Consider the following 23,985-nt stretch of genomic DNA (forward strand, 5'->3'; position numbering starts at 1 on the left):
TATCATGCTGATTATTCCTGCTATCGACCTGAAAGACGGTCATTGTGTTCGTTTGAAACAAGGCTTGATGGAAGATGCTACCGTATTTTCCGAAGACCCCGGCGCCATGGCCCGGCACTGGGTTGACCAGGGCGGCAAGCGCTTGCATCTGGTGGATTTGAATGGCGCTTTCGCAGGCAAGCCAGTCAATGAGGGCGCTATCAAGACGATTGTGAAGGCAGTGGGCAATGACATTCCCATCCAACTCGGTGGCGGTATCCGCGACCTGGATACGATAGAGCGCTACCTGGATGATGGGATCAGCTACGTGATTGTGGGGACTGCCGCGGTCAAGAGCCCGGGTTTCCTGCACGAGGCTTGTTATGCGTTCCCGGGGCAGATCATGGTGGGCCTGGATGCCAAGGATGGCAAGGTCGCTGTGGATGGTTGGTCCAAGCTGACCGGTCATGACGTGATCGACCTTGCCAAGAAATTCGAGGATTATGGCGTCGAAGCTGTGGTGTATACCGATATCGGCCGAGACGGCATGCTGACAGGCGTCAATATTGAAGCGACCGTGGCCTTGGCGCAGGCGCTGACCATTCCGGTGATTGCCAGTGGCGGCGTGACCAACCTGGATGACGTGCGCCGTCTTGCCGAGGTCGAAAGCGAAGGCGTGATTGGCGCCATTACAGGCCGTGCAATTTACGAAGGTACGTTGAATTTTACCGAAGCCCAGACGCTTGCGGACGAGCTGAGCCGGATATGAGCTTAGCCAAGCGCATTATTCCCTGCCTGGATGTCACTAACGGCCGCGTGGTCAAGGGTGTCAATTTCCTGGAGTTGCGTGATGCGGGCGATCCGGTGGAAATTGCGCGCCGGTATGATGAGCAGGGCGCCGATGAGCTGACCTTCCTTGATATTACTGCCAGTTCGGATAACCGTGGCCTCATCCTTGGCATCATCGAGCAAGTGGCCTCGCAGGTGTTTATCCCGCTGACGGTGGGCGGCGGGGTGCGCGAGGTGGAAGATGTACGCCGCCTGCTCAATGCCGGCGCTGACAAAGTCAGCATCAATACGGCGGCCGTAACCAACCCGCAGCTGGTGGCGGATGCCGCGGCTCGTTTCGGGTCGCAGTGCATCGTGGTGGCAATTGATGCCAAGCAGGTGGGTGATCACTGGGAAATCTTTACCCATGGCGGGCGCACCCCTACTGGCCTGAATGCCGTTGACTGGGCGCGTAAAATGGTCGAGCTCGGCGCCGGGGAATTGTTGGTGACCAGCATGGATCGCGACGGTACCAAGATGGGCTTCAATCTCCCGCTTAACCGTGCAATCAGCGAAGCAGTGGATGTGCCCATCATCGCGTCCGGCGGTGTTGGCAATCTGGTGCACCTGGTCGAAGGCGTCAGGGAAGGGGGCGCTGATGCGGTACTGGCCGCCAGCATCTTCCATTATGGCGAATATACGGTGCGCCAAGCCAAGGAATACATGCGCGAGCAAGGAATAGAGGTGCGCTTGTGAGCGAGTCGTGGCTAGATAAGGTAAGCTGGACGCCAGATGGCCTGGTGCCCGTGATCGCACAGGAAGCCGGTACGAACAAGGTATTGATGTTCGCTTGGATGAACCGCGAAGCGTTGCGCCTCACGGCGGAAACGGGTCAGGCGGTGTACTGGTCGCGTTCTCGCGGCCGCCTTTGGCACAAGGGCGAAGAGTCCGGCCATGTGCAGAAAGTGCACGAAATCAGGCTGGATTGCGACGAGGATGTCATCCTTATCTTGGTTGAGCAGGTAGGCGGTATTGCATGCCATACCGGCCGCCACAATTGCTTCTTCCAAAAGCTGGAGCAGGACGATTGGGTCACTGACCAGGCTGTCATCAAGAATCCCGAGGATATTTATCACCATGAGTGATGTACTGGACAGGCTTGCTGAACTGTTGGAACAGCGCAAGAGTGCGGATCCGCAGTCATCTTACGTTGCCAAGCTGTACGCCAAGGGCCCGGACGCCATTTTGAAGAAAATTGGCGAAGAGGCGGCTGAAACCATCATCGCCGCCAAGGACGGGGATGCGGAAAAGATAGTGTATGAAACCGCCGACCTCTGGTTCCATAGTTTGGTCATGCTGGCGCATGCCGGCCTGGGCCCTCAAGACGTGCTGCGGGAGCTCGCAAGGCGCGAGGGCTTGTCGGGGCTTGAGGAAAAAGCCTCCCGTCCGGTAGAGTAACGAATAAGCGTTTTTGAATTGAATGGAATATCGATGAGTGCTGATTGTATTTTCTGTAAGATAGTGGCGAATGATATTCCTTCAAGCAAGTTCTATGAGGATGAAGAGGTCATTGCGTTTCACGACATTCGTCCGATCGCCCCGGTACACTTCCTGATAGTGCCCAAGGGCCATGTGGAAAGCTTGGCCGGCTGCGATGCTTCGCACCAGGCGCTGCTGGGGAAGATATTGTTATTGGCGCCCAAGCTCGCTGCCCAGTTAGGCCTGAAAGGATTCCGCACCATGATCAATACCGGGCGTGAAGGCGGACAGGAAGTATTTCATTTACACATCCATGTATTTGGTGGTGGCGACACCTTACCAAAGATTTAAAATTAGGAGAGCTGGTGATGGGTTCATTCAGCATTTGGCATTGGTTGATCGTACTTGCAATCGTGGTTCTGATTTTCGGTACCAAGCGTTTGCGTAATCTTGGCAGCGATGTCGGCGGAGCCGTCAAAGGCTTCAAGGAGGCAGTCAATGAAGGCAAGTCTGGCACGGCCGAGCTTGATGACGATGTCAAGGGGCAGACTGTAGAGAACGACGTCAGGCAAAAGGAAAAGCAGTAGACTGAACGGGCCTGCCTGTGTTTGATATTGCCTTTTCTGAGCTGGTCGTCATTGGGATCGTGGCACTTGTGGTCATCGGGCCGGAAAAGCTGCCCAAGGTTGCCCGCACGGTGGGCCTGTTGTTGGGCAGGGCGCAGCGCTATGTCAATAACGTCAAGTCGGACATCAGCCGCGAATTGCGTTTCGAGGAGCTGCAGCGATTGCAGGCAGACATCCGGGATGCCGAGTCGGCTTTTAAGCAGGCTGGCACCGATATAGAGCAGGAAATGCAGAAAATAGCTTCTCCTGGTCAGGAAAGTCCAGATTCGGAACCTCGGATCTCTGGCCAGAATACGGACGACGGCTTACAAGATCGCGGCAGGCCAGATTGAATACCCCTTCAGATACCTTCGTCTCGCACCTGATCGAGCTGCGGGACCGTTTGTTGCGCATCATTATCGGCATCGTGCTGATTACGCTGGTCCTGTTTCCGTTCGCCAACGACATCTACCACTTCCTGGCCCGGCCTTTGTTGCAGAGCCTGCCTGTCGGCGGGCAGATGATTGCGACCGATGTCACGACGCCATTCTTCGTGCCCATGAAAGTGGTGTTGCTGGCGGCATTCATGCTGTCCCTGCCTCATACCCTTTACCAGATATGGGCATTCGTCGCCCCAGGGCTGTATACGCATGAAAGGCGCCTGATCGGGCCGCTTGTGTTTGCTAGCACCATGTTGTTCCTGGTTGGAATGGCGTTCGCTTATTTTCTGGTATTCCCCGTCGTATTCGGCTTCATTACGCACACCGCACCCGCAGGGGTGGCGGTCATGACGGACATCGGCAAATACCTGGATTTTGCCATTACCCTCTTTATTGCCTTCGGATTGGCATTTGAAGTGCCGGTCGCGGTTGTATTGCTGGTGAGCGCTGGTATCGTCAGTGTCGCATCCTTGCGCGAGGCCCGCTCATATGTGATTGTCGGGGCGTTTGTCATTGGCGCGATCTTCACGCCGCCCGACGTGATTTCCCAGGTGATGCTGGCCGTGCCGTTATGGGTGCTGTATGAGGCTGGCATTCTGGTGGCAAGCATGATCCAGAGAAAAGGCCAGCAGCAGCTACATTAATGCGGATGCTGGCTTGCTGGGAAAAGTAGCTGCTCCCTCATTCGCGGCTGTTGGCAAGCTGAGGGGTAGGCCGCTTGCCGATGACGATGGGCAATACCAGTTCGTTCTGGTTGCGCGCAACCTTAATCAGCACTTTCTTTTCAGGCTTCAGGTTGGAGATCACGTTCAGCATCGTGGAGCTGTCGATAACCTCCCGGCCATCGATCTCCAGCAGGATATCGCCAGGGCGCAGCCCGGCCTTGTCTGCGGGGCTTCCGCGCACTACGCCTGCTACCAGTGATCCGCGCACTTGCTTCAGGCGGAATGATTCCGCCAGTTCGGGCGTAATGTCCTGTGCTTCTATGCCGATCCAGCCGCGGGTCACGCTGCCTTGGCGGATAATCTGTTCCATGACTTGCTTGACCAAGCTCACAGGAATAGCGAAGCCTATTCCCATGGATCCGCCGCTGCGGGAATAAATCGCGCTATTGATGCCTACCAGGTTGCCTTCGGTATCGATCAGGGCGCCTCCGGAATTGCCGGGGTTGATCGGCGCATCTGTCTGGATGAAGTTTTCAAAGGTATTGATGCCAAGATGGCTGCGGCCAAGCGCGCTGATAATGCCTTGCGTCACGGTTTGGCCGACGCCGAATGGATTGCCGATTGCGAGTACGACGTCGCCCACGCTGATATTGCCAGGCTGAGCAAACGTAATGGCAGGCAGGTTGCGCACATTGATCTTGAGTACGGCAAGATCGGTTTCGGGATCGGTGCCCACGATACGGGCAGGGAAGGTCCTGCCGTCGGGCAGTGCGACCTCGATCTCGTCAGCAGCTTCAATGACGTGATGATTGGTCAGGATCAGGCCCTGGCTGTTGACAATGACGCCCGATCCCAGGCTGTTCTCGCGCTGGCTTTGCTGTTCGTCCAACTGGTCGCCGAAGAAGTGGCGGAATAAGGGGTCATCCATAAAAGGATTACCCATGGGCTGATTGGATTTTTTCGAGGTGAAGATGTTGACGACGCTGGGCATGGCCGCCTGAGCCGCCTGCCGGTAGGACCCCGGCTGTGCCTGACCGGATTCACTGTAAGTGGGCGCTTCCTTGACGGCGGCAACGGGCTTGTCGTTCACTTGAAGCAAGTGCGGGTAAAACAACTGCAACACAAAAAGAGCAGCAAGACTGATGGTGACTGTCTGTGCAAAAATAAGCCAGAGTTTGCGCATGTTGGTTTCGACGTGGTGCGAGTCTAAATGTTGGAGAGTGTAAATGAAGCTGAAAGAACTGGTTGATTATACCGGACAATTCCTTGAGGTTGAGCGCTTCAAAGATTATTGTCCGAATGGCCTGCAAGTGCAGGGGCGTGGTGAAGTCAATAAGCTGGTAACGGGCGTAACAGCCAGTCTGGCCTTGCTCGATGCGGCACAGGAAGCGGGCGCCGATGCCATATTGGTACACCATGGTTATTTCTGGCGCAATGAATCTCCAGTCGTCACAGGCGTCAAGCATGCGCGCTTGAAGTTCTTGTTGCAGCATGACATCAGCCTGCTTGCATACCACTTGCCGCTCGATGCCCACAAGGAGCTTGGCAACAACGCGCGGCTAGGCCAAATCATGGGCATAACGCTGGAAGGGTGGGCTGGCGACCAAGGATTGATCGCGTATGGCGCCCTGCCGGCTGAAGCTACATTGGGAGCATTTTCTTGTGCGCTGGCAAACCAGTTGCGCCGTACCCCGCAGGTGTTCGGCGACTTAGAAAGAAAAGTGCGCCGCGTCGCTTGGTGTAGCGGCGGTGCACAAGGCTATTTCGAGACGGCAATCAGTCTTGGCGTAGACCTTTACATCAGCGGAGAGGTGTCCGAGCAGATATTTCATCTGGCACACGAAACGGGAGTGGCCTACATCGCCGCGGGACACCATGCGACGGAACGTTATGGGATAGAGGCGCTGGGGACGCATCTGGCAGAAAAGTTTGCATTGGAGCATGAGTTTATCGATATTGAAAATCCAATATAACTTGATGATTATTAAGTTAAAAATAAACATTATCTTTCATTTTGTCCGCACTTTCTGTACAATCTTGCCCTTACTTTGACCGGTTGCGTGCATGATCCGGCTGAAAGCTTTCTTTATTCCCTGGCAGAGTTCTATCCATCCTGCTGGGCATTCTTCAAGTGAGATAATGAATTATGATGACCTTGTATTCCGGTACTACCTGTCCTTATAGCCATCGTTGCCGTATTGTGCTGTTCGAAAAGGGCATGGATTTCCAGGTGATAGATGTGGATATGGCAAACAAGCCGGAAGACTTGGCCGTGATCAATCCGCATAACACGGTGCCTGTGCTGGTTGAGCGTGACTTGGTGCTCGAGCAGGCCAATATCATCAACGAATATATCGATGAGCGCTTCCCGCATCCGCAATTGATGCCGGCCGACCCCGTGATGCGCGCCCGCGCCCGCTTATTCCTGCATAACTTCGAAGAGCAGCTGTTCAGCCATATAGACGATATCGAGTCTGGAAATGCCAAGGCTGCGGACAAGGCGCGCGCGACGATACGCGACAACCTGACCCAGATCGTTCCCTTGTTCAGCCGCCAGGAATACATCCTGGGTGACGAGTTTTCCATGCTGGATGTCGCCATCGCCCCGCTGCTCTGGCGCTTGGGCCATTACGGTATCGAGCTGCCGAAGCAAGCCGCCCCTTTACTTAAGTATGCGGAACGTATATTCTCTCGCCCGGCTTACATCGAAGCGATGACGCCCTCCGAAAAAGCGATGCGGAAATAGGTGGTCCAATGAGCGCAATTACCTCGACCAAGCCATATATGGTGCGCGCTATTCACGAGTGGTGCACGGATAACGGCTTGACGCCGCATTTGCTGGTTGTCGTCAATGCGCAAACGATAGTGCCCATGGCCTATGTGAAGGACGGGCAGATAGTGCTGAATATTAATTACAGCGCTACAAAAAGTTTGCATATTGGAACAGATGCTGTTACATTCTCAGCCCGTTTCAACGGTGCATCGAATGAGCTGTATGTGCCGATGAGTGCGGTGCGAGGAATTTTTGCTCGCGAGAATGGACAAGGCATGTTTTTCGAAGAGGATTCTCCAGATATGGATCCCGATGAAAAAGGTGCTCAAGGCGGTGAGGCGAGTATTGGGAGTTCGCCTGATGCGCCGGTGGTAAAAAAGCCATCATTAAGGGTGGTGAAGTAGTAATAAAAGTTTCAGTTGTGCCGGATTAGCTCAGTTGGTAGAGCAGCGCACTTGTAATGCGAAGGTCGTCAGTTCGATTCCGACATCCGGCACCATTTCTTTTTGAAAATGCGTTTGACACTAAGTCAAAATATACGCATAATCCCGGGTTCTGTTTGGAGGGGTGGCCGAGTGGTTAAAGGCGACGGACTGTAAATCCGTTCTCTCAGAGTACGAAGGTTCGAATCCTTCCCCCTCCACCAGCATAGAATTTGGGGCCAGGGCATAGATTTCTGGTTAGATGTGCGGGTGTAGCTCAGTTGGTAGAGCACTTGCCTTCCAAGCAAGATGTCGCGAGTTCGAACCTCGTCGCCCGCTCCATTTAAAATTCAGAATTTAAGAAAAATGCCCATGTGGCTCAGTGGTAGAGCACTCCCTTGGTAAGGGAGAGGTCGCGGGTCCGATTCCCGCCATGGGCACCATTTGGTGCTTGGATATTAAACGCACTCATTAACTTGATAAAGTCGGTTAAAGGAAACGGAAATGGCAAAAGGTAAATTTGAGCGGACGAAGCCGCACGTAAACGTAGGAACGATTGGACACGTTGACCACGGCAAGACCACACTGACAGCTGCGATCACCACCGTATTGACCAAGAAATTTGGTGGCGAAGCCAAAGACTACTCCCAGATCGACAACGCGCCGGAAGAAAAGGCTCGCGGCATCACCATCAACACCTCCCACGTAGAATACGAAACAGAGACTCGTCACTACGCTCACGTTGACTGCCCAGGCCACGCCGACTACGTCAAGAACATGATTACCGGCGCAGCCCAAATGGACGGCGCCATCCTCGTCGTCTCCGCTGCTGACGGCCCAATGCCACAAACCCGCGAACACATCCTGCTCGCCCGTCAAGTTGGCGTACCCTACATCATCGTCTTCCTGAACAAGGCCGACATGGTCGACGACGCAGAACTGCTCGAACTCGTTGAAATGGAAGTGCGCGAACTCCTCTCCAAGTACGAATTCCCTGGAGACGACACCCCTATCGTCAAGGGCTCCGCCAAGCTCGCCCTCGAAGGCGACCAATCCGACATCGGCGAACCTGCCATCTTCCGTCTGGCAGAAGCCCTGGACAGCTACATCCCGACACCGGAACGTGCAGTTGACGGCACCTTCCTCATGCCAGTAGAAGACGTATTCTCCATCTCCGGTCGTGGTACCGTCGTGACCGGCCGTGTAGAACGTGGCATCGTCAAGGTCGGCGACGAAATCGAAATCGTCGGCCTCAAGCCAACCCTCAAGACCACCTGTACCGGTGTCGAAATGTTCCGCAAACTGCTCGACCAAGGTCAAGCGGGCGACAACGTCGGCGTACTGCTGCGTGGTACCAAGCGTGAAGAAGTCGAGCGCGGCCAAGTGCTCTCCAAGGTAGGCTCCATCAAACCGCACACCAAATTCACTGCCGAAATCTACGTACTGGGCAAGGACGAAGGCGGCCGCCATACCCCATTCTTCAACGGCTACCGTCCACAATTCTACTTCCGCACCACCGACGTGACCGGCGCAGTAGAACTGCCAGCGGGTACCGAAATGGTCATGCCGGGCGACAACGTCTCCATCACCGTCTCCCTGATCGCGCCGATCGCGATGGAAGAAGGTCTGCGCTTCGCGATTCGTGAAGGCGGCCGTACCGTCGGTGCGGGTGTTGTGGCTAAGATCGTAGAGTAATATCCCGTTAGGCCGTGCATCCTTAAACAGATGTGCGGCCATTGTGTTGGTGAAGCTTTACAGGCCAGTAGCTCAATTGGCAGAGTATCGGTCTCCAAAACCGAGGGTTGGGGGTTCGAGGCCCTCCTGGCCTGCCATTAATTAAGTGCAAAATATGACCGAAAAGATTAAGCTGGTGATATCCCTGCTGCTGGTTGCTGCTGGGGTTGCCGGCTTTTATTTGCTGGCTGATCAGGCGCTGGTAGTGCGTATTCTGGCCTTTTTGGCAGGGATTATTGTTGCACTGCTCGTGCTGAAAACGACGCCTACCGGGCAGAATGCGTTTGCATTTGCGCGCGAAGCGGTAGTTGAAACCCGCAAGGTTGTCTGGCCTACCCGCAAGGAAACGATACAAACCACCGCTGCAGTGTTCGGGCTGGTGATTGTAATGGCCATTTTCCTCTGGATAGTTGATATTGGCTTCATGTGGGCTGTGAAGCAGTTGATGGGGAGGGGCGCGTAATGAGTAATATGCGGTGGTATGCCGTACAAGCCTTCTCCGGGTTCGAGAAGTCGGTCAAGAAAGGGCTGGAAGAGCGCATTGCGCGTTCTGATATCGGTGATTTGTTTGGCGATATCTTGGTGCCCGTCGAAGAAGTCGTCGAGATGAAGAACGGCGTCAAGAGCATTACCGAGCGGAAATTGTATCCGGGCTATGTTCTGGTTCAGATGCAGATGAGCGATGAAAGCTGGCATTTGGTGAAGAGTACGCCCCGCGTGACGGCATTTATCGGCGGTACTGCGCAGAAGCCGACCCCGATCAAGGACAAGGAAGTTGAAATCATCCTGCAGCGCATGGATGAAAGCAAGAGCAATCCGACGCAGAAGCTCACATTCGATAAGGGTGAGTCTGTGCGCGTGATTGACGGTCCGTTCAAGGACTTCTCTGGCAGTGTTGAAGATATCAACTATGAAAAGAGCAAGCTGCGCGTGTCGGTGGTGATCTTCGGTCGTGCTACACCTGTGGAGCTGGATTTCAGCCAGGTGGAAAAAGAGGTTTAATAGTATTGAGCTGTGTCTTGCCCTGTGGCAAGGCGCGGCTTTTTGCACTCCGGCGTTTTGGAGTGCTTAGCGTGATGCTGGTGCATCACATATCTAATGACTGGGGAGCTTGTTCAAGCAAGCGCTATGACCCAAATTAGGAGTTTAAGATGGCAAAGAAAGTTATCGGCTATATCAAGTTGCAGATTCCTGCAGGTAAAGCCAACCCAAGTCCCCCTGTTGGTCCTGCATTGGGTCAACGTGGCCTGAATATCATGGAGTTCTGCAAGGCGTTCAATGCAGCAACTCAAAGCCTGGAACCAGGCCTGCCGATTCCGGTCGTGATCACTGCGTTTGCAGACAAGAGCTTCACCTTCGTAATGAAGACGCCTCCTGCAACCATCCTGATCAAGAAGGCGGCCAAGATCGACAAGGGTTCCCCGCGTCCTCACACAGACAAGGTCGGCAAGATCACCCGCGCACAAGCGGAAGAGATCGCCAAGACCAAGGCTCCTGATTTGACGGCGGCCGATCTGGATGCGGCAGTGCGTACTATCGAAGGTAGCGCACGCAGTATGGGTATCGAAGTGGAGGGTGTGTAAATGGCTAACGTTTCTAAGCGTATCGAGGCCTTGCGCGCCAAGGTTGATCGTAACAAGGTATATCCCGTTGTTGAGGCCCTGGCTCTGGTCAAGGAAACTGCAACTGCCAAGTTTGATGAGTCCGTGGATGCCGTGATCAATCTCGGTATCGACGCGCGTAAGTCAGACCAGTTGGTGCGCGGCGCATTGGTGTTGCCGCATGGTACAGGCAAGACCAAGCGTATCGCCGTATTCGCACAGGGCGCTGCTGCCGAGGCAGCCAAGGCTGCTGGTGCCGACATCGTTGGTTTCGAAGACCTGGCTGAGCAAGTCAAGGGCGGCATGCTGGACTTTGACGTTGCGATTGCAACGCCGGATGCAATGCGTATCGTCGGTACCCTGGGTCAAGTGCTTGGTCCTCGCGGCCTGATGCCTAACCCCAAGGTCGGCACCGTGACTCCTGACGTGACCACTGCAGTGAAGAATGCCAAGGCTGGCCAAGTGCAATACCGTACCGACAAGGGCGGCATCGTACATTGCACCATCGGCCGTGCTTCTTTTGGCGTTGATGCGCTGAAGGAAAACCTGGCTGCGCTTGTGGATGCGTTGAACAAAGCCAAGCCGGCTTCGTCTAAGGGTGTTTACCTGAAGAAGGTTTCCGTTTCCAGCACCATGGGTGCCGGTGTGCGCGTAGACCAGTCCAACCTGGCTTAATGAATCAGGCGCCGTCTTGAAGTAAGTCGGCGCCGCAAAGAACTTTGGGCCCGTGGCGCAAGCCATGGGGTTGTCAAAGACCGTAGGAGCCCAGGCGGGCTTAATGGTGGCAGAACTCTAGCCAAGTCCTACGCAGATGGCGTTACCCGGAACAGGATTTTTATTCCTGATGAAAGGTCGCCGTGGGAAGGTGTTTGCAGGAGACTGCAAATGCTTAATTAACGGAAGGAGAAGACCTTGAGTCTTAATCTTGAGCAGAAAAAGGCAGTAGTTGCTGAGGTTAGCGAGCAAGTCGCGCAGGCCCAGGCAATTGTTCTTGCTGAGTATCGTGGCATTGAAGTGGGCGACATGACCAAGTTGCGTGCTGAAGCCAGAAAATCCGGTGTATACCTGCGTGTTCTCAAGAACACCCTGGTACGTCGCGCTGTTGACGGCACACAGTTTTCTGGGTTGGCGAACGACATGGTAGGCCCGCTGGTATTCGGTATTTCCACCGATCCAGTTGCCGCGGCAAAGGTTCTGAACAATTTTGCCAAAGCCAACGACAAGTTCGTCATCAAGGCTGGCGCTTTGCCAGGCAAGGTCCTGGATGCCAAGGGTGTGCAAGCCCTGGCTACCCTGCCAAGCCGCGAAGAGTTGCTGGCCAAGTTGCTTGGCACGATGCAGGCGCCTGTTGCACAGTTCGTACGCACGCTCAATGAAGTGCCTACGAAATTTGCACGCGGTCTTGCTGCAGTGCGCGACCAAAAGCAAGCAGCCTAATCAATATCAATATTTATCAGGAGTATTAACAAAATGGCATTATCTAAAGCAGAAATTCTTGACGCTATCGCTTCCCTGACAGTTCTCGAACTGTCCGAGCTGATCAAGGATCTGGAAGAAAAGTTTGGCGTATCCGCAGCTGCAGCTGCTGTTGCAGTAGCTGCTCCTGCAGCTGGTGGCGATGCTGGCGCGGCCGCTGCAGAAAAGACTGAGTTCGATGTTATCCTGGCTTCTGCTGGCGACAACAAGGTGAACGTGATCAAGGCTGTTCGCGAACTGACTTCCCTGGGTCTGAAGGAAGCCAAGGACCTGGTTGACGCTGCTCCTAAGGCAATCAAGGAAGGCGTTTCCAAGGCTGATGCTGAAGCTGCTGCTAAGAAACTGGAAGAAGCTGGCGCTAAGGCTGAAATCAAGTAATACCGCTGTAAATCATGGTGTATGGGCTGACAGGAGACTGTCAGCCTTCACCATTTTAAGAAGTTAGAAGACAGCAGTCCCGTCGGGCTGCTGTCTTCTGCCCTCTATCCTCAGGAGATGCTATGAGCTATTCCTTTACCGAAAAGAAACGTCTGCGTAAAAGTTTCGCCAAGCGTGAAAGCGTGCAGGAGGTTCCTTACCTGCTCGCCATGCAATTGGAGTCTTACGCTGCATTTTTGCAAGCTGAAGTCCATGCCGACAAGCGTACAGACACAGGCCTTCAAGCAGCATTCAGTTCGGTTTTTCCTATTGTCAGCCATTCCGGCAATGCGCGACTGGACTTTGTCAGTTATAACCTCGGCCAGGAGCCGTTCGATGTCAAGGAATGTCAGCAGCGTGGTTTGACTTATGCTGCTCCTTTGCGCGTCAAGGTCCGCTTGACCATTATGGATAAAGAGGCTTCCAAACCTACCGTCAAGGAGGTGAAGGAGCAGGAAGTCTACATGGGTGAATTGCCACTCATGACAGAAAACGGGTCTTTTGTGATCAATGGCACCGAGCGTGTCATCGTTTCGCAATTGCACCGCAGCCCCGGCGTGTTCTTCGAACATGACCGCGGCAAGACCCACAGCTCGGGCAAGCTGTTGTTCTCCGCACGTATCATCCCTTACCGTGGCTCATGGCTCGACTTCGAGTTCGACCCCAAGGATTATTTGTATTTCCGTGTCGACCGCCGTCGCAAGATGCCGGTGACCATTCTCCTGAAAGCGCTCGGCTTCACGCCAGAGCAAATTCTGGAAACATTCTACGATTTTGACACCTTCCATATCGCCAAGAAGGGCGTGCAGTTCGAGCTGGTGCCGGAGCGCCTGCGCGGCGAAGTAGCCAAGTTCGACATCCTGGACAAGGATGGCAAGGTCATCGTTGCCAAGGACAAGCGCATCACCGTCAAGCACATCCGCGACATGGAAAAGGCTGGCATCAGCAAGATCACTGTACCTGAAGAGTTCCTGCTGGGCCGCTCGCTGGCTGCCGGCATCGTGGACAAGTCCACTGGCGAAGTGGTTGCCAATGCCAATGACGAAGTGACGGAATCCTTGCTGGACAAGCTGCGCGAAGCGGAAGTTAGCAAGATCAGCACTTTGTACGCAAATGATCTCGATCATGGCGACTATATCTCGCAAACATTGCGTATTGATGAAATCCCGGATGAGTACAGCGCGCGTGTTGCCATCTACCGCATGATGCGTCCTGGCGAGCCGCCGACCGAGGAAGCAGTACAGGCGTTGTTTGAAGGCTTGTTCTTCAACGCAGACCGTTATGACTTGTCTTCCGTAGGCCGCATGAAGTTCAATCGCCGTGCTTTCCCTGAGAAGATTGAAGAGCGTACCGCAGCATGGTTGCGTCGCTTCTACGAGAAGGTTGGCCCGCAAGGCGCCGAAGGCGCTGGCACACTGTCTAACGACGATATCCTGGCTGTGATTGCGGTATTGATTGAATTGCGTAATGGCCGTGGCGAAATCGACGATATTGACCATTTGGGCAACCGTCGTATCCGTTCCGTGGGCGAGCTGGCCGAGAACCAGTTCCGTGCAGGCCTGGTACGTGTCGAGCGCGCCGTGAAGGAGCGTTTGTCGCAAGCTGAGTCCGACAACCTGATGCCGCACGACCTGATCAATGCGAAGCCAGTGTCGAGCGCAATTCGTGAATTCTTCGGTTCTTCGCAACTGTCGCAGTTCATGGACCAAACCAACCCGTTGTCCGAGATCACGCACAAGCGTCGTGTCTCCGCCTTGGGCCCAGGCGGCTTGACTCGCGAACGCGCGGGCTTCGAAGTGCGTGACGTGCATTCCACGCACTATGGCCGCGTCTGTCCGATTGAAACGCCTGAAGGTCCGAACATCGGTCTGATCAACTCCTTGGCGCTGTATTCCCGCACCAACCAGTACGGTTTCCTGGAAACGCCATACCGCCGCGTAGCGGACAACAAGGTGTCAGACCAGATTGATTATTTGTCCGCGATCGAGGAAAGCCAGTACATGATCGCACAGGCCAACTCCGAACTGGACAAGGCCGGCAAGTTCAAGGAAGACCTGGTCTCTGCGCGTTACCATAACGAATTCACCATGGCGCAGCCGGACCGCGTGCAATACATGGATGTAGCCCCGGGCCAGATCGTATCCGTTGCGGCATCGCTGATCCCGTTCCTGGAGCATGACGATGCGAACCGCGCCTTGATGGGCGCCAACATGCAGCGTCAGGCCGTGCCGTGTCTGCGCGCCGAGAAGGCCGTGGTCGGTACTGGCATCGAACGTACTGTTGCCGTTGACTCCGGTACTGTCGTTACAGCCCGCCGCGGTGGCGTGGTCGATTATGTCGATTCCAGCCGTATCGTGGTGCGCGTGCACGACGAAGAAGCAGCCGCTGGCGAAGTCGGTGTGGATATCTACAACCTGATCAAGTACACACGTTCCAACCAGAACACCAACATTAACCAGCGTCCCTTGGTCAATGTCGGCGACGTGCTGGCACGCGGCGACGTGATTGCCGACGGCGCTTCCACCGATATGGGCGAGTTGGCGCTGGGCCAGAACATGCTGGTCGCCTTCATGCCATGGAACGGTTACAACTTCGAGGACTCGATCTTGATTTCCGAGCGTGTAGTGGCTGATGACCGCTATACCTCCATCCATATCGAAGAGCTGTCCGTTGTCGCTCGCGACACCAAGCTGGGCGCGGAAGAAATCACGCGCGACATCTCCAACCTGTCCGAGCGCATGCTGGGCCGCCTGGATGAGTCCGGTATCATTTATATCGGCGCTGAAGTCGAAGCGGGTGACGTGCTGGTCGGCAAGGTAACGCCCAAGGGCGAAACCCAGCTGACGCCGGAAGAAAAACTGCTGCGTGCAATTTTCGGCGAGAAGGCGTCCGATGTGAAGGATACTTCGCTGCGCGTGCCGTCCGGCATGTCCGGCACCGTGATCGACGTGCAAGTCTTCACGCGCGAAGGCATCGAGCGCGATGCGCGGGCACAGCAGATCATTGACGACCAGTTGGCCGACTACAAGCAGGACCTGGCCGACCAGATGCGTATCGTGGAAGACGATGCGTTCGGCCGAATCCGCCGCCTGATCGAAGGCAAGGTCGCGACCGGCGGTCCGCAAAAGCTCAAGAAGGGCGAAGCCGTCACTGCAGAATACCTGGAAGGGTTGGCGCGCTATGACTGGTTCGACATCCGCCTGAGCGATGAAGATGCCGCACGACAGCTTGAACAGCTGCGTGACAGCCTGTCCCAGGCGCGTATCGAGTTCGACAGCAAGTTCGAAGAGAAGAAGCGCAAGCTGACCCAGGGCGATGAACTGCCTCCAGGCGTGCAGAAGATGGTCAAGGTCTACCTGGCCGTCAAGCGCCGTATCCAGCCCGGAGACAAGATGGCGGGCCGCCACGGTAACAAGGGTGTGGTTTCCAAGATCGTGCCGATCGAGGATATGCCGCACATGGCCGACGGTACGCCGATGGACATCGTGCTGAATCCGTTGGGCGTTCCATCGCGGATGAACATCGGCCAGATTCTCGAAGTGCATTTGGGCTGGGCCGCCAAGGGGCTTGGTATCCGTATCGGCAACATGTTGCAGGCGCAAGCCAAGACTGCCGAGCTACGCAGCTTCTTCGAGCAGATATACAACAAGAGCAACGGTAAGCCTGAGGATATCGCTGCCCTGAGCGATGACGAAATCATCGATCTGGCAAGAAACCTCAAGAACGGTGTGCCGTTTGCAACCCCTGTGTTCGATGGCGCGACCGAGGCTGACATCAAGGCTATGCTGGATCTGGCGTTCCCCGATGAAGATCCGCGTACGCAGCAATTGCAGTTCGCTTCCGGCAAGACCCAGGTGACCTTGTTCGACGGCCGTACTGGCGATGCTTTCGAGCGTCCGGTCACTGTGGGCTACATGCACGTGCTCAAGCTGCACCACTTGGTCGATGACAAGATGCACGCTCGTTCTACCGGTCCTTACTCGCTGGTTACCCAGCAGCCATTGGGCGGTAAGGCGCAGTTCGGCGGCCAGCGTTTCGGTGAGATGGAAGTCTGGGCGTTGGAAGCCTACGGTGCATCCTATACCTTGCAGGAAATGCTGACTGTGAAGTCTGACGATGTGTCCGGCCGTACCAAGGTATACGAAAACATTGTCAAGGGTGAGCACAAGATTGACGCTGGCATGCCAGAGTCCTTCAATGTGTTGGTGAAGGAAATCCGCTCGCTCGCAATCGATATTGATCTTGACCGCAACTAAGGAGAAACGCGCGTGAAAGCTCTATTAGATTTATTCAAGCAGGTCACTCAGGAAGAAGAGTTTGACGCGATCAAGATCGCGCTGGCTTCTCCTGAAAAGATTCGCTCCTGGTCCTACGGCGAGGTCAAGAAGCCCGAGACCATCAACTACCGCACCTTCAAACCGGAGCGGGATGGCCTGTTCTGCGCCAAGATCTTTGGCCCGATCAAGGACTACGAGTGCTTGTGCGGCAAGTACAAGCGCCTCAAGCACCGCGGCGTCATCTGCGAGAAGTGCGGCGTTGAAGTGACGCTTTCCAAGGTGCGTCGCGAACGCATGGCGCACATCGAGCTGGCCAGTCCGGTCGCCCACATCTGGTTCCTGAAGTCCCTGCCCAGCCGTCTGGGCATGGTGCTGGACATCGCCTTGCGCGATATCGAGCGCGTGCTCTATTTCGAGGCATACATCGTCATCGATCCAGGCATGACGCCGCTCACCCGTGGCCAGTTGCTGACTGAAGACGACTACTTGGCCAAGGTGGAGGAGCACGGCGACGAATTCAACGCCGTGATGGGCGCGGAGGCCGTCCGTGAGCTGTTGCGCACCATGGATATCCATACCGAAATCGAGAAGCTGCGCCGCGAACTCGGCGAAACCGGTTCCGAAGCCAAGATCAAGAAGATCGCCAAGCGCCTGAAGGTGCTGGAAGCATTCCAGAAGTCCGGCATCAAGCCGGAATGGATGATCCTGGAAGTGCTGCCTGTGCTGCCCCCTGAACTGCGCCCATTGGTGCCGTTGGACGGTGGCCGCTTCGCGACTTCCGACCTGAACGACCTCTATCGCCGCGTCATCAACCGCAACAACCGCCTGAAGCGACTGCTGGAACTGAAGGCGCCTGAAATCATCGTGCGCAACGAAAAGCGCATGCTGCAGGAAGCGGTAGACTCGCTGTTGGATAATGGTCGTCGCGGCAAGGTCATGACCGGCGCCAACAAGCGTCCGTTGAAGTCCTTGGCAGACATGATCAAGGGCAAGGGCGGCCGTTTCCGTCAGAACCTGTTGGGTAAGCGCGTCGACTACTCCGGCCGTTCCGTGATCGTGGTCGGTCCTCAGCTCAAGCTGCACCAGTGCGGCCTGCCGAAGAAGATGGCGCTGGAACTGTTCAAGCCGTTCATTTTCCACAAGCTGGAAGTGTTGGGCCTAGCCACGACCATCAAGGCTGCCAAGAAGAAGGTGGAAGAGGAAGGACCAGAAGTCTGGGATATCCTCGAAGACGTGATCCGCGAGCATCCGGTATTGCTGAACCGTGCGCCTACATTGCACCGTCTCGGTATCCAGGCGTTCGAGCCGACCTTGGTCGAAGGCAAGGCGATCCAGTTGCATCCATTGGTGTGTGCTGCGTTCAACGCCGACTTCGACGGCGACCAGATGGCGGTGCACGTGCCATTGAGTCTGGAAGCCCAGATGGAAGCCCGCACCCTGATGCTGGCATCCAATAACGTATTGTCTCCCGCCAACGGCGAGCCGATCATCGTGCCTTCCCAGGATATCGTCTTGGGTCTGTACTACATGACGCGCGAGAAGAAGGCCGCGCGCGGTGAAGGCATGCGTTTTGCCAATATTGCAGAAGTGCAGCGCGCATATGACAGCGGCCTCGTCGATTTGCATGCCCGTATCACAGTTCGGTTGCGTGAATACGATGTGGAGCTTGATGGTCAGAAGCGCGAGAAGATTACTCGCTATGAAACCACTGTTGGCCGTGCATTGCTGTCAGAAATTCTGCCAGCAGGCCTGCCATTCAGCGTGATTGACAAGGCATTGAAGAAAAAGGAAATTTCCAGGCTGATCAATGCGAGCTTCCGCCGTGTTGGCATCCGCGAGACCGTGATCTTCGCCGATAAGCTCATGTACACAGGTTATACCTACGCAACCCGCGCTGGTATCTCCATCAGCATCAACGATATGCTGGTACCGCCTGAGAAGGAGCAACTGATTGCTTCTGCCGAAGCCGAAGTCAAGGAAATCGAAGACCAGTATGTTTCTGGTTTGGTGACCCAGGGCGAGCGTTACAACAAAGTGGTCGATATCTGGGGCCGCGCCGGTGACAAGGTTGCCGACGCCATGATGAAGCAGTTGCGCGAAGAAACTGTTTACGACGCCGACGGCGAAGTGGCCAAGGATGCAGACGGCAAGGCGATCAAGCAGGAGTCCTTCAACGCGATTTACATGATGGCCGACTCCGGCGCCCGCGGCTCTGCAGCCCAGGTGCGTCAGTTGGCCGGTATGCGCGGACTGATGGCGAAGCCGGACGGTTCTATTATTGAAACCCCGATTACCGCGAACTTCCGCGATGGTCTGAACGTGTTGCAATACTTCATCTCAACACACGGTGCACGTAAGGGTCTGGCCGATACGGCGTTGAAGACTGCGAATTCGGGCTACCTGACCCGCCGTCTGGTCGACGTGACCCAAGACCTGGTAGTGACCGAGCATGATTGCGGTACGACAGAAGGCCTGTACACCAAGGCGTTAGTCAAGGGTGGTGAAGTGGTCGAGCCGTTGCATGATCGTATCCTTGGCCGTGTTGCTGCGCTGGATGTGCTGAATCCTGAAACACAGGAAGTGGTTTATCCGGCAGGCACATTGCTCACCGAAGATGAGGTCGAGCATATCGATGCCTTGGGTATTGATGAAGTCAAGGTGCGTACTGCGCTGACTTGCGATACTCGCTACGGTATTTGCGCTAAATGCTATGGCCGCGACTTGGGTCGTGGCAAGCTCATCAACATGGGTGAGGCTGTCGGCGTGATCGCGGCGCAATCCATCGGTGAGCCTGGCACCCAATTGACCATGCGTACTTTCCACATTGGTGGTGCGGTATCGCGTGCAGCTTCCGTCAGCCAGGTCGAGAGCAAGTCCAATGGTATCGTGCATTTCACATCCACCATGCGTTATGTAACCAATGCACGTAACGAGCAGGTGGTGATTTCCCGTAACGGTGAAGCGATCATCCAGGATGAGAACGGCCGTGAGCGCGAGCGTCACAAGGTGCCTTACGGCGCGACCCTGCAGATCACTGATGGCAAGCAGGTCAAGGCCGGCCAAGCATTGGCGACCTGGGATCCGCATACCCGCCCGATCATTACCGAATACGCAGGCCGCGTGAAGTTCGAGAACGTCGAAGAGGGCGTGACAGTCGCCAAGCAAGTGGATGAAGTCACTGGCTTGTCTTCCTTGGTGGTGATTGATCCTAAGCAGCGTGCCGGTCAATCCAAGGGCCTGCGCCCGCAAGTGAAGCTGCTTGATGCCAATGGCGCCGAAGTCAAGGTCGCCGGTGGTGAGGCGCCAGTGAGCGTGACCTTCCAGCTCGGTTGCATCATTACCGTGAAGGATGGTCAGGAAGTCGGTGTCGGCGAAGTGCTGGCGCGTATTCCGCAGGAGTCTTCCAAGACCCGTGACATTACCGGTGGTCTACCGCGCGTGGCTGAGTTGTTCGAAGCGCGTTCGCCAAAGGATGCCGGTTTGCTGGCCGAGGTGACTGGTACGATTTCCTTCGGTAAGGATACCAAGGGCAAGCAGCGTCTGGTGATTACCGACCTCGACGGCGTTTCCAACGAGTTCCTGATTCCTAAGGACAAGCACGTGACAGCGCACGACGGCCAAGTAGTGACCAAGGGCGAAAGCATCGTCGACGGCCCGGCTGATCCTCAGGATATCTTGAGGCTGCAAGGCCGAGAAGCCCTGGCGCGCTACATCATTGACGAAGTGCAGGACGTTTACCGTCTGCAAGGCGTGAAGATCAACGACAAACACATTGAAGTGATCGTGCGCCAGATGCTGCGTCGCGTACGCATCACCGATGCAGGCGATACCAGCTTCATCTTGGGCGAGCAGGTCGAGCGTGCCGATGTGCTGACAGAGAACGAGCGTGTATTGGCGGAAGATGGACGTCCAGCCAGCTTCGAGTATGTATTGCTGGGCATTACCAAGGCGTCGCTGTCTACGGATTCCTTCATCTCCGCAGCGTCGTTCCAGGAAACCACTCGCGTCCTGACTGAAGCCGCGATCCTGGGCAAGCGCGACGAGTTGCGTGGCCTGAAGGAGAACGTCATCGTGGGCCGATTGATTCCTGCCGGAACCGGTCTTGCCTATCATGAAACACGTAAACGTAATGTTGCAGGTGTAGATTCAGCACCTGCCATCATTGAAGATGCGGGAGATGTGCAGGTCGAAGAAACCTCTGGAAATCCTGAGGTTGCTTGACAACGCATTGAACGCTAAATAAAATGCTAAGTTTTCCGGGATGGCGTTTCGCCATCCCGTAATTTTTAGCGGTTAAAATATAAAGGCTAAAGGTTATGCCAACCATCAATCAATTAGTGCGCAAGCCGCGCCAAAAAGTAGTTGCCAAGAGCAAGGTGCCAGCGCTTGAGAGCTGCCCACAGAAGCGTGGTGTATGTACTCGTGTTTACACCACAACCCCTAAGAAACCTAACTCCGCTTTGCGTAAGGTTGCCAAGGTGCGCCTGACCAATGGCTATGAAGTAATTAGCTATATCGGCGGTGAAGGCCACAACCTGCAAGAGCACTCTGTTGTTCTGTTGCGCGGCGGTCGTGTAAAGGACTTGCCAGGTGTGCGTTACCACATGGTGCGTGGCAGCCTGGATACTGCTGGTGTTAAAGACCGTAAGCAGGCCCGCTCCAAGTACGGTGCTAAGCGCCCTAAGGCTGCTTAATTACAGCGGTCAAAAGTTTAAGGAATCGAGAAAGCCATGCCAAGACGTAGAGAAGTTCCCAAGCGTAACATCCTGCCTGATCCTAAGTTCGGTAGCCAGGAAGTTTCAAAATTCGTTAATGTGCTGATGACCGGCGGCAAGAAGTCGGTTGCAGAACGTATTTTGTACGGTGCATTTGACCAGATCACACAAAAAAGTGGCAAGGAAGCGCTGGAAGTGTTTACCTTGGCGATCGGTAATTTGCGTCCTGTAGTGGAAGTGAAGAGCCGCCGCGTTGGCGGTGCAAACTACCAGGTGCCTGTCGAAGTTCGTCCTGCACGTCGCAATGCGCTGGCAATGCGCTGGTTGCGTGATGCTGCCCGCAAGCGTGGCGAGAAATCCATGGGTCTGCGTTTGGCTGCTGAGTTGATCGAAGCCTCTGAAGGTCGTGGTGCCGCTATCAAGAAGCGTGAAGAAGTGCATCGGATGGCGGAAGCCAACAAGGCATTCTCGCATTTCCGTTTCTAAGCCATTTAACTAAATTAAGCAAGTAAAAGGTAATCGCTGTGGCTCGTAAAACCCCTATTAATCGCTACCGTAACATTGGTATCAGCGCGCATATCGACGCTGGTAAGACAACGACAACCGAGCGTATTCTTTTTTATACCGGTGTGAACCACAAGATCGGTGAGGTGCATGACGGCGCAGCCACCATGGACTGGATGGAGCAGGAGCAAGAGCGCGGCATTACCATTACTTCCGCAGCTACCACTGCCTTCTGGAAAGGTATGGCTGGCAACTATCCTGAGCACCGCATCAATATTATTGACACCCCTGGGCACGTCGACTTCACGATCGAAGTCGAGCGTTCCATGCGTGTTCTGGATGGCGCTTGCATGGTGTACTGTGCGGTGGGTGGTGTTCAGCCCCAGTCCGAAACTGTTTGGCGTCAAGCCAATAAGTACAAGGTGCCTCGTCTGGCGTTCATCAACAAGATGGACCGTACCGGCGCGAACTTCTTCAAAGTTTACGATCAGTTGAAAACTCGCCTGAAGGCCAATCCTGTGCCTGTCGTTGTGCCAATCGGCGCGGAAGATACCTTCAAGGGTGTGGTTGACCTCTTGAAGATGAAGGCCATTATTTGGGATGAGGCCAGCCAAGGTACCAAGTTCGAGTATCAGGATATTCCTGCCGACCTGGTCGAGACTTGCAACAAGTGGCGCGAGAACATGATCGAAGCGGCTGCCGAAGCCAGCGAAGACCTGATGAACAAGTATCTCGAAAGCGGCGAGCTGAGCGAAGAGGAAATCATCCAGGGTTTACGTGATCGTACGATTGCGAATGAAATCCAGCCTATGCTGTGCGGTACTGCGTTCAAGAACAAGGGTGTTCAGCGCATGCTGGATGCGGTGATCGACTTCCTGCCGTCACCTGTAGACATCCCGCCTGTGGTGGGTGAGCTGGAGAATGGTACCCAGGCTGAGCGCAAGGCGGATGACGCCGAGAAGTTCTCTGCGCTTGCGTTTAAGATCATGACCGATCCGTTTGTTGGTCAGCTGATCTTCTTCCGTGTCTACTCCGGCGTGGTGAATTCCGGCGATACCGTTTACAACTCGGTCAAGGGCAAGAAAGAACGCCTGGGCCGTATCTTGCAGATGCATGCCAACCAGCGCGAGGAAATCAAAGAAGTGCGCGCAGGTGATATCGCCGCTGCCGTAGGCCTGAAAGAAGCGACGACTGGCGACACCCTGTGCGATCCCGATAATGTGATCATCCTGGAGCGCATGGTGTTCCCTGAGCCCGTGATTCACGTGGCTGTTGAGCCCAAGACCAAGGCTGACCAGGAGAAGATGGGGATTGCCCTGAACCGCCTGGCGCAGGAAGATCCTTCCTTCCGCGTGCGTACTGATGAAGAAACCAACCAGACCATCATTTCCGGTATGGGTGAGTTGCACCTGGAAATCCTGGTTGACCGTATGCGTCGTGAATTCAACGTCGAAGCCAATGTCGGTGCTCCTCAGGTGGCTTATCGTGAGGCGATCAAGAAGGCTGTCGAGGTGGAAGGCAAGTTCGTCAAGCAGTCCGGCGGCAAGGGTCAATACGGGCACGTATGGATCAAGATGGAGCCCAACGAAGCCGGCAAGGGTTATGAGTTCGTGGATGCCATCAAGGGCGGTACCGTACCTCGCGAATTCATTCCCGCGGTCGACAAGGGTCTGAAGGAAACTATTCCTGCGGGTATCCTGGCCGGTTTCCCGGTTGTCGATGTCAAGGTGACCCTGTTTGACGGTTCGTACCATGATGTCGACTCCAATGAAAACGCCTTCAAGATGGCCGCTTCCATCGCGTTCAAGGATGGTATGCGCAAGGCGGATCCAATTCTGCTTGAGCCGATGATGGCAGTTGAAGTTGAAACGCCTGAGGAGTACATGGGGGATGTGATGGGTGACTTGTCCTCACGTCGCGGCATGATCCAGGGGATGGAAGATAACGCTGGCGGCAAGGTGATTCGTGCCGAGGTGCCTTTGGCTGAAATGTTCGGCTACTCCACTGTGGTGCGCTCGCTGTCGCAAGGCCGTGCAAGCTACAGCATGGAATTCAAGCACTATGCTGAGGCGCCAAGAAATGTGGCAGAAGCCATCATTAACAAGAAATAAGCACTATTATTAAAGGAAA

The 23,985-nt window shown here is 55.1% G+C and carries 24 protein-coding genes and 5 tRNA genes; 28 read left to right on the plus strand and 1 reads right to left on the minus strand.

Going from position 1 to position 23,985, the window contains the following annotated elements:
• Nucleotides 1-4 precede the first annotated feature (4 nt).
• Genes hisA through tatC form a run of 8 tightly spaced genes read left to right on the plus strand, consistent with a single transcriptional unit; the run spans nucleotide 5 to nucleotide 3,915 of the window.
• Nucleotides 5-748 (plus strand): 1-(5-phosphoribosyl)-5-[(5-phosphoribosylamino)methylideneamino]imidazole-4-carboxamide isomerase, encoded by a 744-nt coding sequence (gene hisA / locus ACJSDX_RS09910; protein ID WP_407994559.1) that lies wholly within the window; start codon nucleotides 5-7, stop codon nucleotides 746-748.
• Complete coding sequence (hisF, locus tag ACJSDX_RS09915) at nucleotides 745-1,503, plus strand: imidazole glycerol phosphate synthase subunit HisF (protein ID WP_309564173.1); 759 nt, start codon at nucleotides 745-747, stop codon at nucleotides 1,501-1,503. Before hisA ends, hisF begins: the two co-directional genes overlap by 4 nt.
• Nucleotides 1,500-1,892 carry a phosphoribosyl-AMP cyclohydrolase gene (gene hisI, locus ACJSDX_RS09920; RefSeq protein WP_309564174.1) on the plus strand — a complete coding sequence of 131 codons (393 nt, stop codon included), beginning with the start codon at nucleotides 1,500-1,502 and terminating at the stop codon, nucleotides 1,890-1,892. The genes hisF and hisI overlap by 4 nt, the downstream gene beginning before the upstream one ends.
• Complete coding sequence (locus ACJSDX_RS09925; protein WP_407994560.1) at nucleotides 1,885-2,205, plus strand: phosphoribosyl-ATP diphosphatase; 321 nt, start codon at nucleotides 1,885-1,887, stop codon at nucleotides 2,203-2,205. Before hisI ends, ACJSDX_RS09925 begins: the two co-directional genes overlap by 8 nt.
• A gap of 33 nt (nucleotides 2,206-2,238) precedes the next feature.
• Nucleotides 2,239-2,577: a histidine triad nucleotide-binding protein gene (locus ACJSDX_RS09930; protein WP_407994561.1), complete on the plus strand. Its 339-nt coding sequence runs from the start codon at nucleotides 2,239-2,241 to the stop codon at nucleotides 2,575-2,577.
• 17 nt (nucleotides 2,578-2,594) lie between these two features.
• Nucleotides 2,595-2,813, plus strand: a complete 219-nt coding sequence (tatA, locus tag ACJSDX_RS09935) for a Sec-independent protein translocase subunit TatA (RefSeq protein WP_407994562.1) — start codon at nucleotides 2,595-2,597, stop codon at nucleotides 2,811-2,813.
• Nucleotides 2,814-2,830: 17 nt separating this feature from the next.
• Nucleotides 2,831-3,184 carry a Sec-independent protein translocase protein TatB gene (gene tatB / locus ACJSDX_RS09940; protein ID WP_407994563.1) on the plus strand — a complete coding sequence of 118 codons (354 nt, stop codon included), beginning with the start codon at nucleotides 2,831-2,833 and terminating at the stop codon, nucleotides 3,182-3,184.
• Nucleotides 3,181-3,915 carry a twin-arginine translocase subunit TatC gene (gene tatC / locus ACJSDX_RS09945; protein ID WP_407994564.1) on the plus strand — a complete coding sequence of 245 codons (735 nt, stop codon included), beginning with the start codon at nucleotides 3,181-3,183 and terminating at the stop codon, nucleotides 3,913-3,915. Before tatB ends, tatC begins: the two co-directional genes overlap by 4 nt.
• A gap of 37 nt (nucleotides 3,916-3,952) precedes the next feature.
• Here the strand turns inward: tatC and ACJSDX_RS09950 are convergent, their stop codons facing one another.
• Nucleotides 3,953-5,119: a Do family serine endopeptidase gene (locus tag ACJSDX_RS09950; protein ID WP_407994565.1), complete on the minus strand. Its 1,167-nt coding sequence runs from the start codon at nucleotides 5,117-5,119 to the stop codon at nucleotides 3,953-3,955.
• A 43-nt stretch (nucleotides 5,120-5,162) separates the two neighbouring features.
• Here ACJSDX_RS09950 and ACJSDX_RS09955 point away from each other — a divergent pair, with 43 nt between their 5' ends.
• The 20 genes from ACJSDX_RS09955 to fusA all read left to right on the plus strand — a co-directional run bounded on the left by ACJSDX_RS09955 (nucleotide 5,163) and on the right by fusA (nucleotide 23,966).
• Nucleotides 5,163-5,909, plus strand: a complete 747-nt coding sequence (locus ACJSDX_RS09955; protein WP_407994566.1) for a Nif3-like dinuclear metal center hexameric protein — start codon at nucleotides 5,163-5,165, stop codon at nucleotides 5,907-5,909.
• Nucleotides 5,910-6,082: 173 nt separating this feature from the next.
• Nucleotides 6,083-6,682, plus strand: a complete 600-nt coding sequence (locus tag ACJSDX_RS09960) for a glutathione S-transferase N-terminal domain-containing protein (protein ID WP_309564181.1) — start codon at nucleotides 6,083-6,085, stop codon at nucleotides 6,680-6,682.
• A gap of 8 nt (nucleotides 6,683-6,690) precedes the next feature.
• On the plus strand, nucleotides 6,691-7,113 hold the full coding sequence (locus ACJSDX_RS09965; RefSeq protein WP_309564182.1) for a ClpXP protease specificity-enhancing factor: 423 nt from the start codon (nucleotides 6,691-6,693) through the stop codon (nucleotides 7,111-7,113).
• Nucleotides 7,114-7,132: 19 nt separating this feature from the next.
• Nucleotides 7,133-7,208: transfer RNA gene (locus tag ACJSDX_RS09970), tRNA-Thr, on the plus strand.
• 62 nt (nucleotides 7,209-7,270) lie between these two features.
• A tRNA-Tyr gene (locus ACJSDX_RS09975) sits at nucleotides 7,271-7,355 on the plus strand.
• Nucleotides 7,356-7,397: 42 nt separating this feature from the next.
• Nucleotides 7,398-7,473, plus strand: a tRNA-Gly gene (locus tag ACJSDX_RS09980).
• A 26-nt stretch (nucleotides 7,474-7,499) separates the two neighbouring features.
• Nucleotides 7,500-7,574: transfer RNA gene (locus ACJSDX_RS09985), tRNA-Thr, on the plus strand.
• Between the two features lie 61 nt (nucleotides 7,575-7,635).
• The gene (gene tuf, locus ACJSDX_RS09990) at nucleotides 7,636-8,826 is read left to right on the plus strand and encodes an elongation factor Tu (RefSeq protein ID WP_407994567.1); all 1,191 of its coding nucleotides are present in this window, start codon (nucleotides 7,636-7,638) and stop codon (nucleotides 8,824-8,826) included.
• 61 nt (nucleotides 8,827-8,887) lie between these two features.
• Nucleotides 8,888-8,963: transfer RNA gene (locus ACJSDX_RS09995), tRNA-Trp, on the plus strand.
• Between the two features lie 17 nt (nucleotides 8,964-8,980).
• Entirely contained in the window at nucleotides 8,981-9,328 is a 348-nt protein-coding gene (gene secE, locus ACJSDX_RS10000) for a preprotein translocase subunit SecE (protein WP_407994568.1), read from the plus strand.
• Nucleotides 9,328-9,867: a transcription termination/antitermination protein NusG gene (gene nusG / locus ACJSDX_RS10005; protein WP_309565105.1), complete on the plus strand. Its 540-nt coding sequence runs from the start codon at nucleotides 9,328-9,330 to the stop codon at nucleotides 9,865-9,867. Before secE ends, nusG begins: the two co-directional genes overlap by 1 nt.
• Before the next feature lie 149 nt (nucleotides 9,868-10,016).
• A complete protein-coding gene (rplK, locus tag ACJSDX_RS10010; protein WP_407994569.1) occupies nucleotides 10,017-10,448 on the plus strand; it encodes a 50S ribosomal protein L11 in 432 nt (143 codons plus the stop codon).
• Nucleotides 10,449-11,141, plus strand: a complete 693-nt coding sequence (gene rplA, locus ACJSDX_RS10015) for a 50S ribosomal protein L1 (protein WP_407994570.1) — start codon at nucleotides 10,449-10,451, stop codon at nucleotides 11,139-11,141.
• Between the two features lie 237 nt (nucleotides 11,142-11,378).
• Nucleotides 11,379-11,903 carry a 50S ribosomal protein L10 gene (gene rplJ, locus ACJSDX_RS10020; protein WP_025873090.1) on the plus strand — a complete coding sequence of 175 codons (525 nt, stop codon included), beginning with the start codon at nucleotides 11,379-11,381 and terminating at the stop codon, nucleotides 11,901-11,903.
• Between the two features lie 33 nt (nucleotides 11,904-11,936).
• Nucleotides 11,937-12,320 carry a 50S ribosomal protein L7/L12 gene (gene rplL, locus ACJSDX_RS10025; protein ID WP_309564186.1) on the plus strand — a complete coding sequence of 128 codons (384 nt, stop codon included), beginning with the start codon at nucleotides 11,937-11,939 and terminating at the stop codon, nucleotides 12,318-12,320.
• A 122-nt stretch (nucleotides 12,321-12,442) separates the two neighbouring features.
• On the plus strand, nucleotides 12,443-16,615 hold the full coding sequence (gene rpoB / locus ACJSDX_RS10030) for a DNA-directed RNA polymerase subunit beta (RefSeq protein ID WP_407994571.1): 4,173 nt from the start codon (nucleotides 12,443-12,445) through the stop codon (nucleotides 16,613-16,615).
• Between the two features lie 12 nt (nucleotides 16,616-16,627).
• On the plus strand, nucleotides 16,628-20,857 hold the full coding sequence (gene rpoC, locus ACJSDX_RS10035) for a DNA-directed RNA polymerase subunit beta' (RefSeq protein ID WP_407994572.1): 4,230 nt from the start codon (nucleotides 16,628-16,630) through the stop codon (nucleotides 20,855-20,857).
• A 95-nt stretch (nucleotides 20,858-20,952) separates the two neighbouring features.
• Nucleotides 20,953-21,330 carry a 30S ribosomal protein S12 gene (rpsL, locus tag ACJSDX_RS10040; protein WP_011478642.1) on the plus strand — a complete coding sequence of 126 codons (378 nt, stop codon included), beginning with the start codon at nucleotides 20,953-20,955 and terminating at the stop codon, nucleotides 21,328-21,330.
• Between the two features lie 36 nt (nucleotides 21,331-21,366).
• Nucleotides 21,367-21,837, plus strand: a complete 471-nt coding sequence (gene rpsG, locus ACJSDX_RS10045; RefSeq protein WP_309564189.1) for a 30S ribosomal protein S7 — start codon at nucleotides 21,367-21,369, stop codon at nucleotides 21,835-21,837.
• Nucleotides 21,838-21,875: 38 nt separating this feature from the next.
• A complete protein-coding gene (fusA, locus tag ACJSDX_RS10050; RefSeq protein ID WP_407994573.1) occupies nucleotides 21,876-23,966 on the plus strand; it encodes an elongation factor G in 2,091 nt (696 codons plus the stop codon).
• The last annotated feature ends 19 nt before the right edge of the window (nucleotides 23,967-23,985 follow it).

It is taken from the genome of Methylobacillus draconifructus (assembly GCF_045984355.1).
Classification (GTDB): Bacteria; Pseudomonadota; Gammaproteobacteria; order Burkholderiales; family Methylophilaceae; genus Methylobacillus; species Methylobacillus flagellatus_A.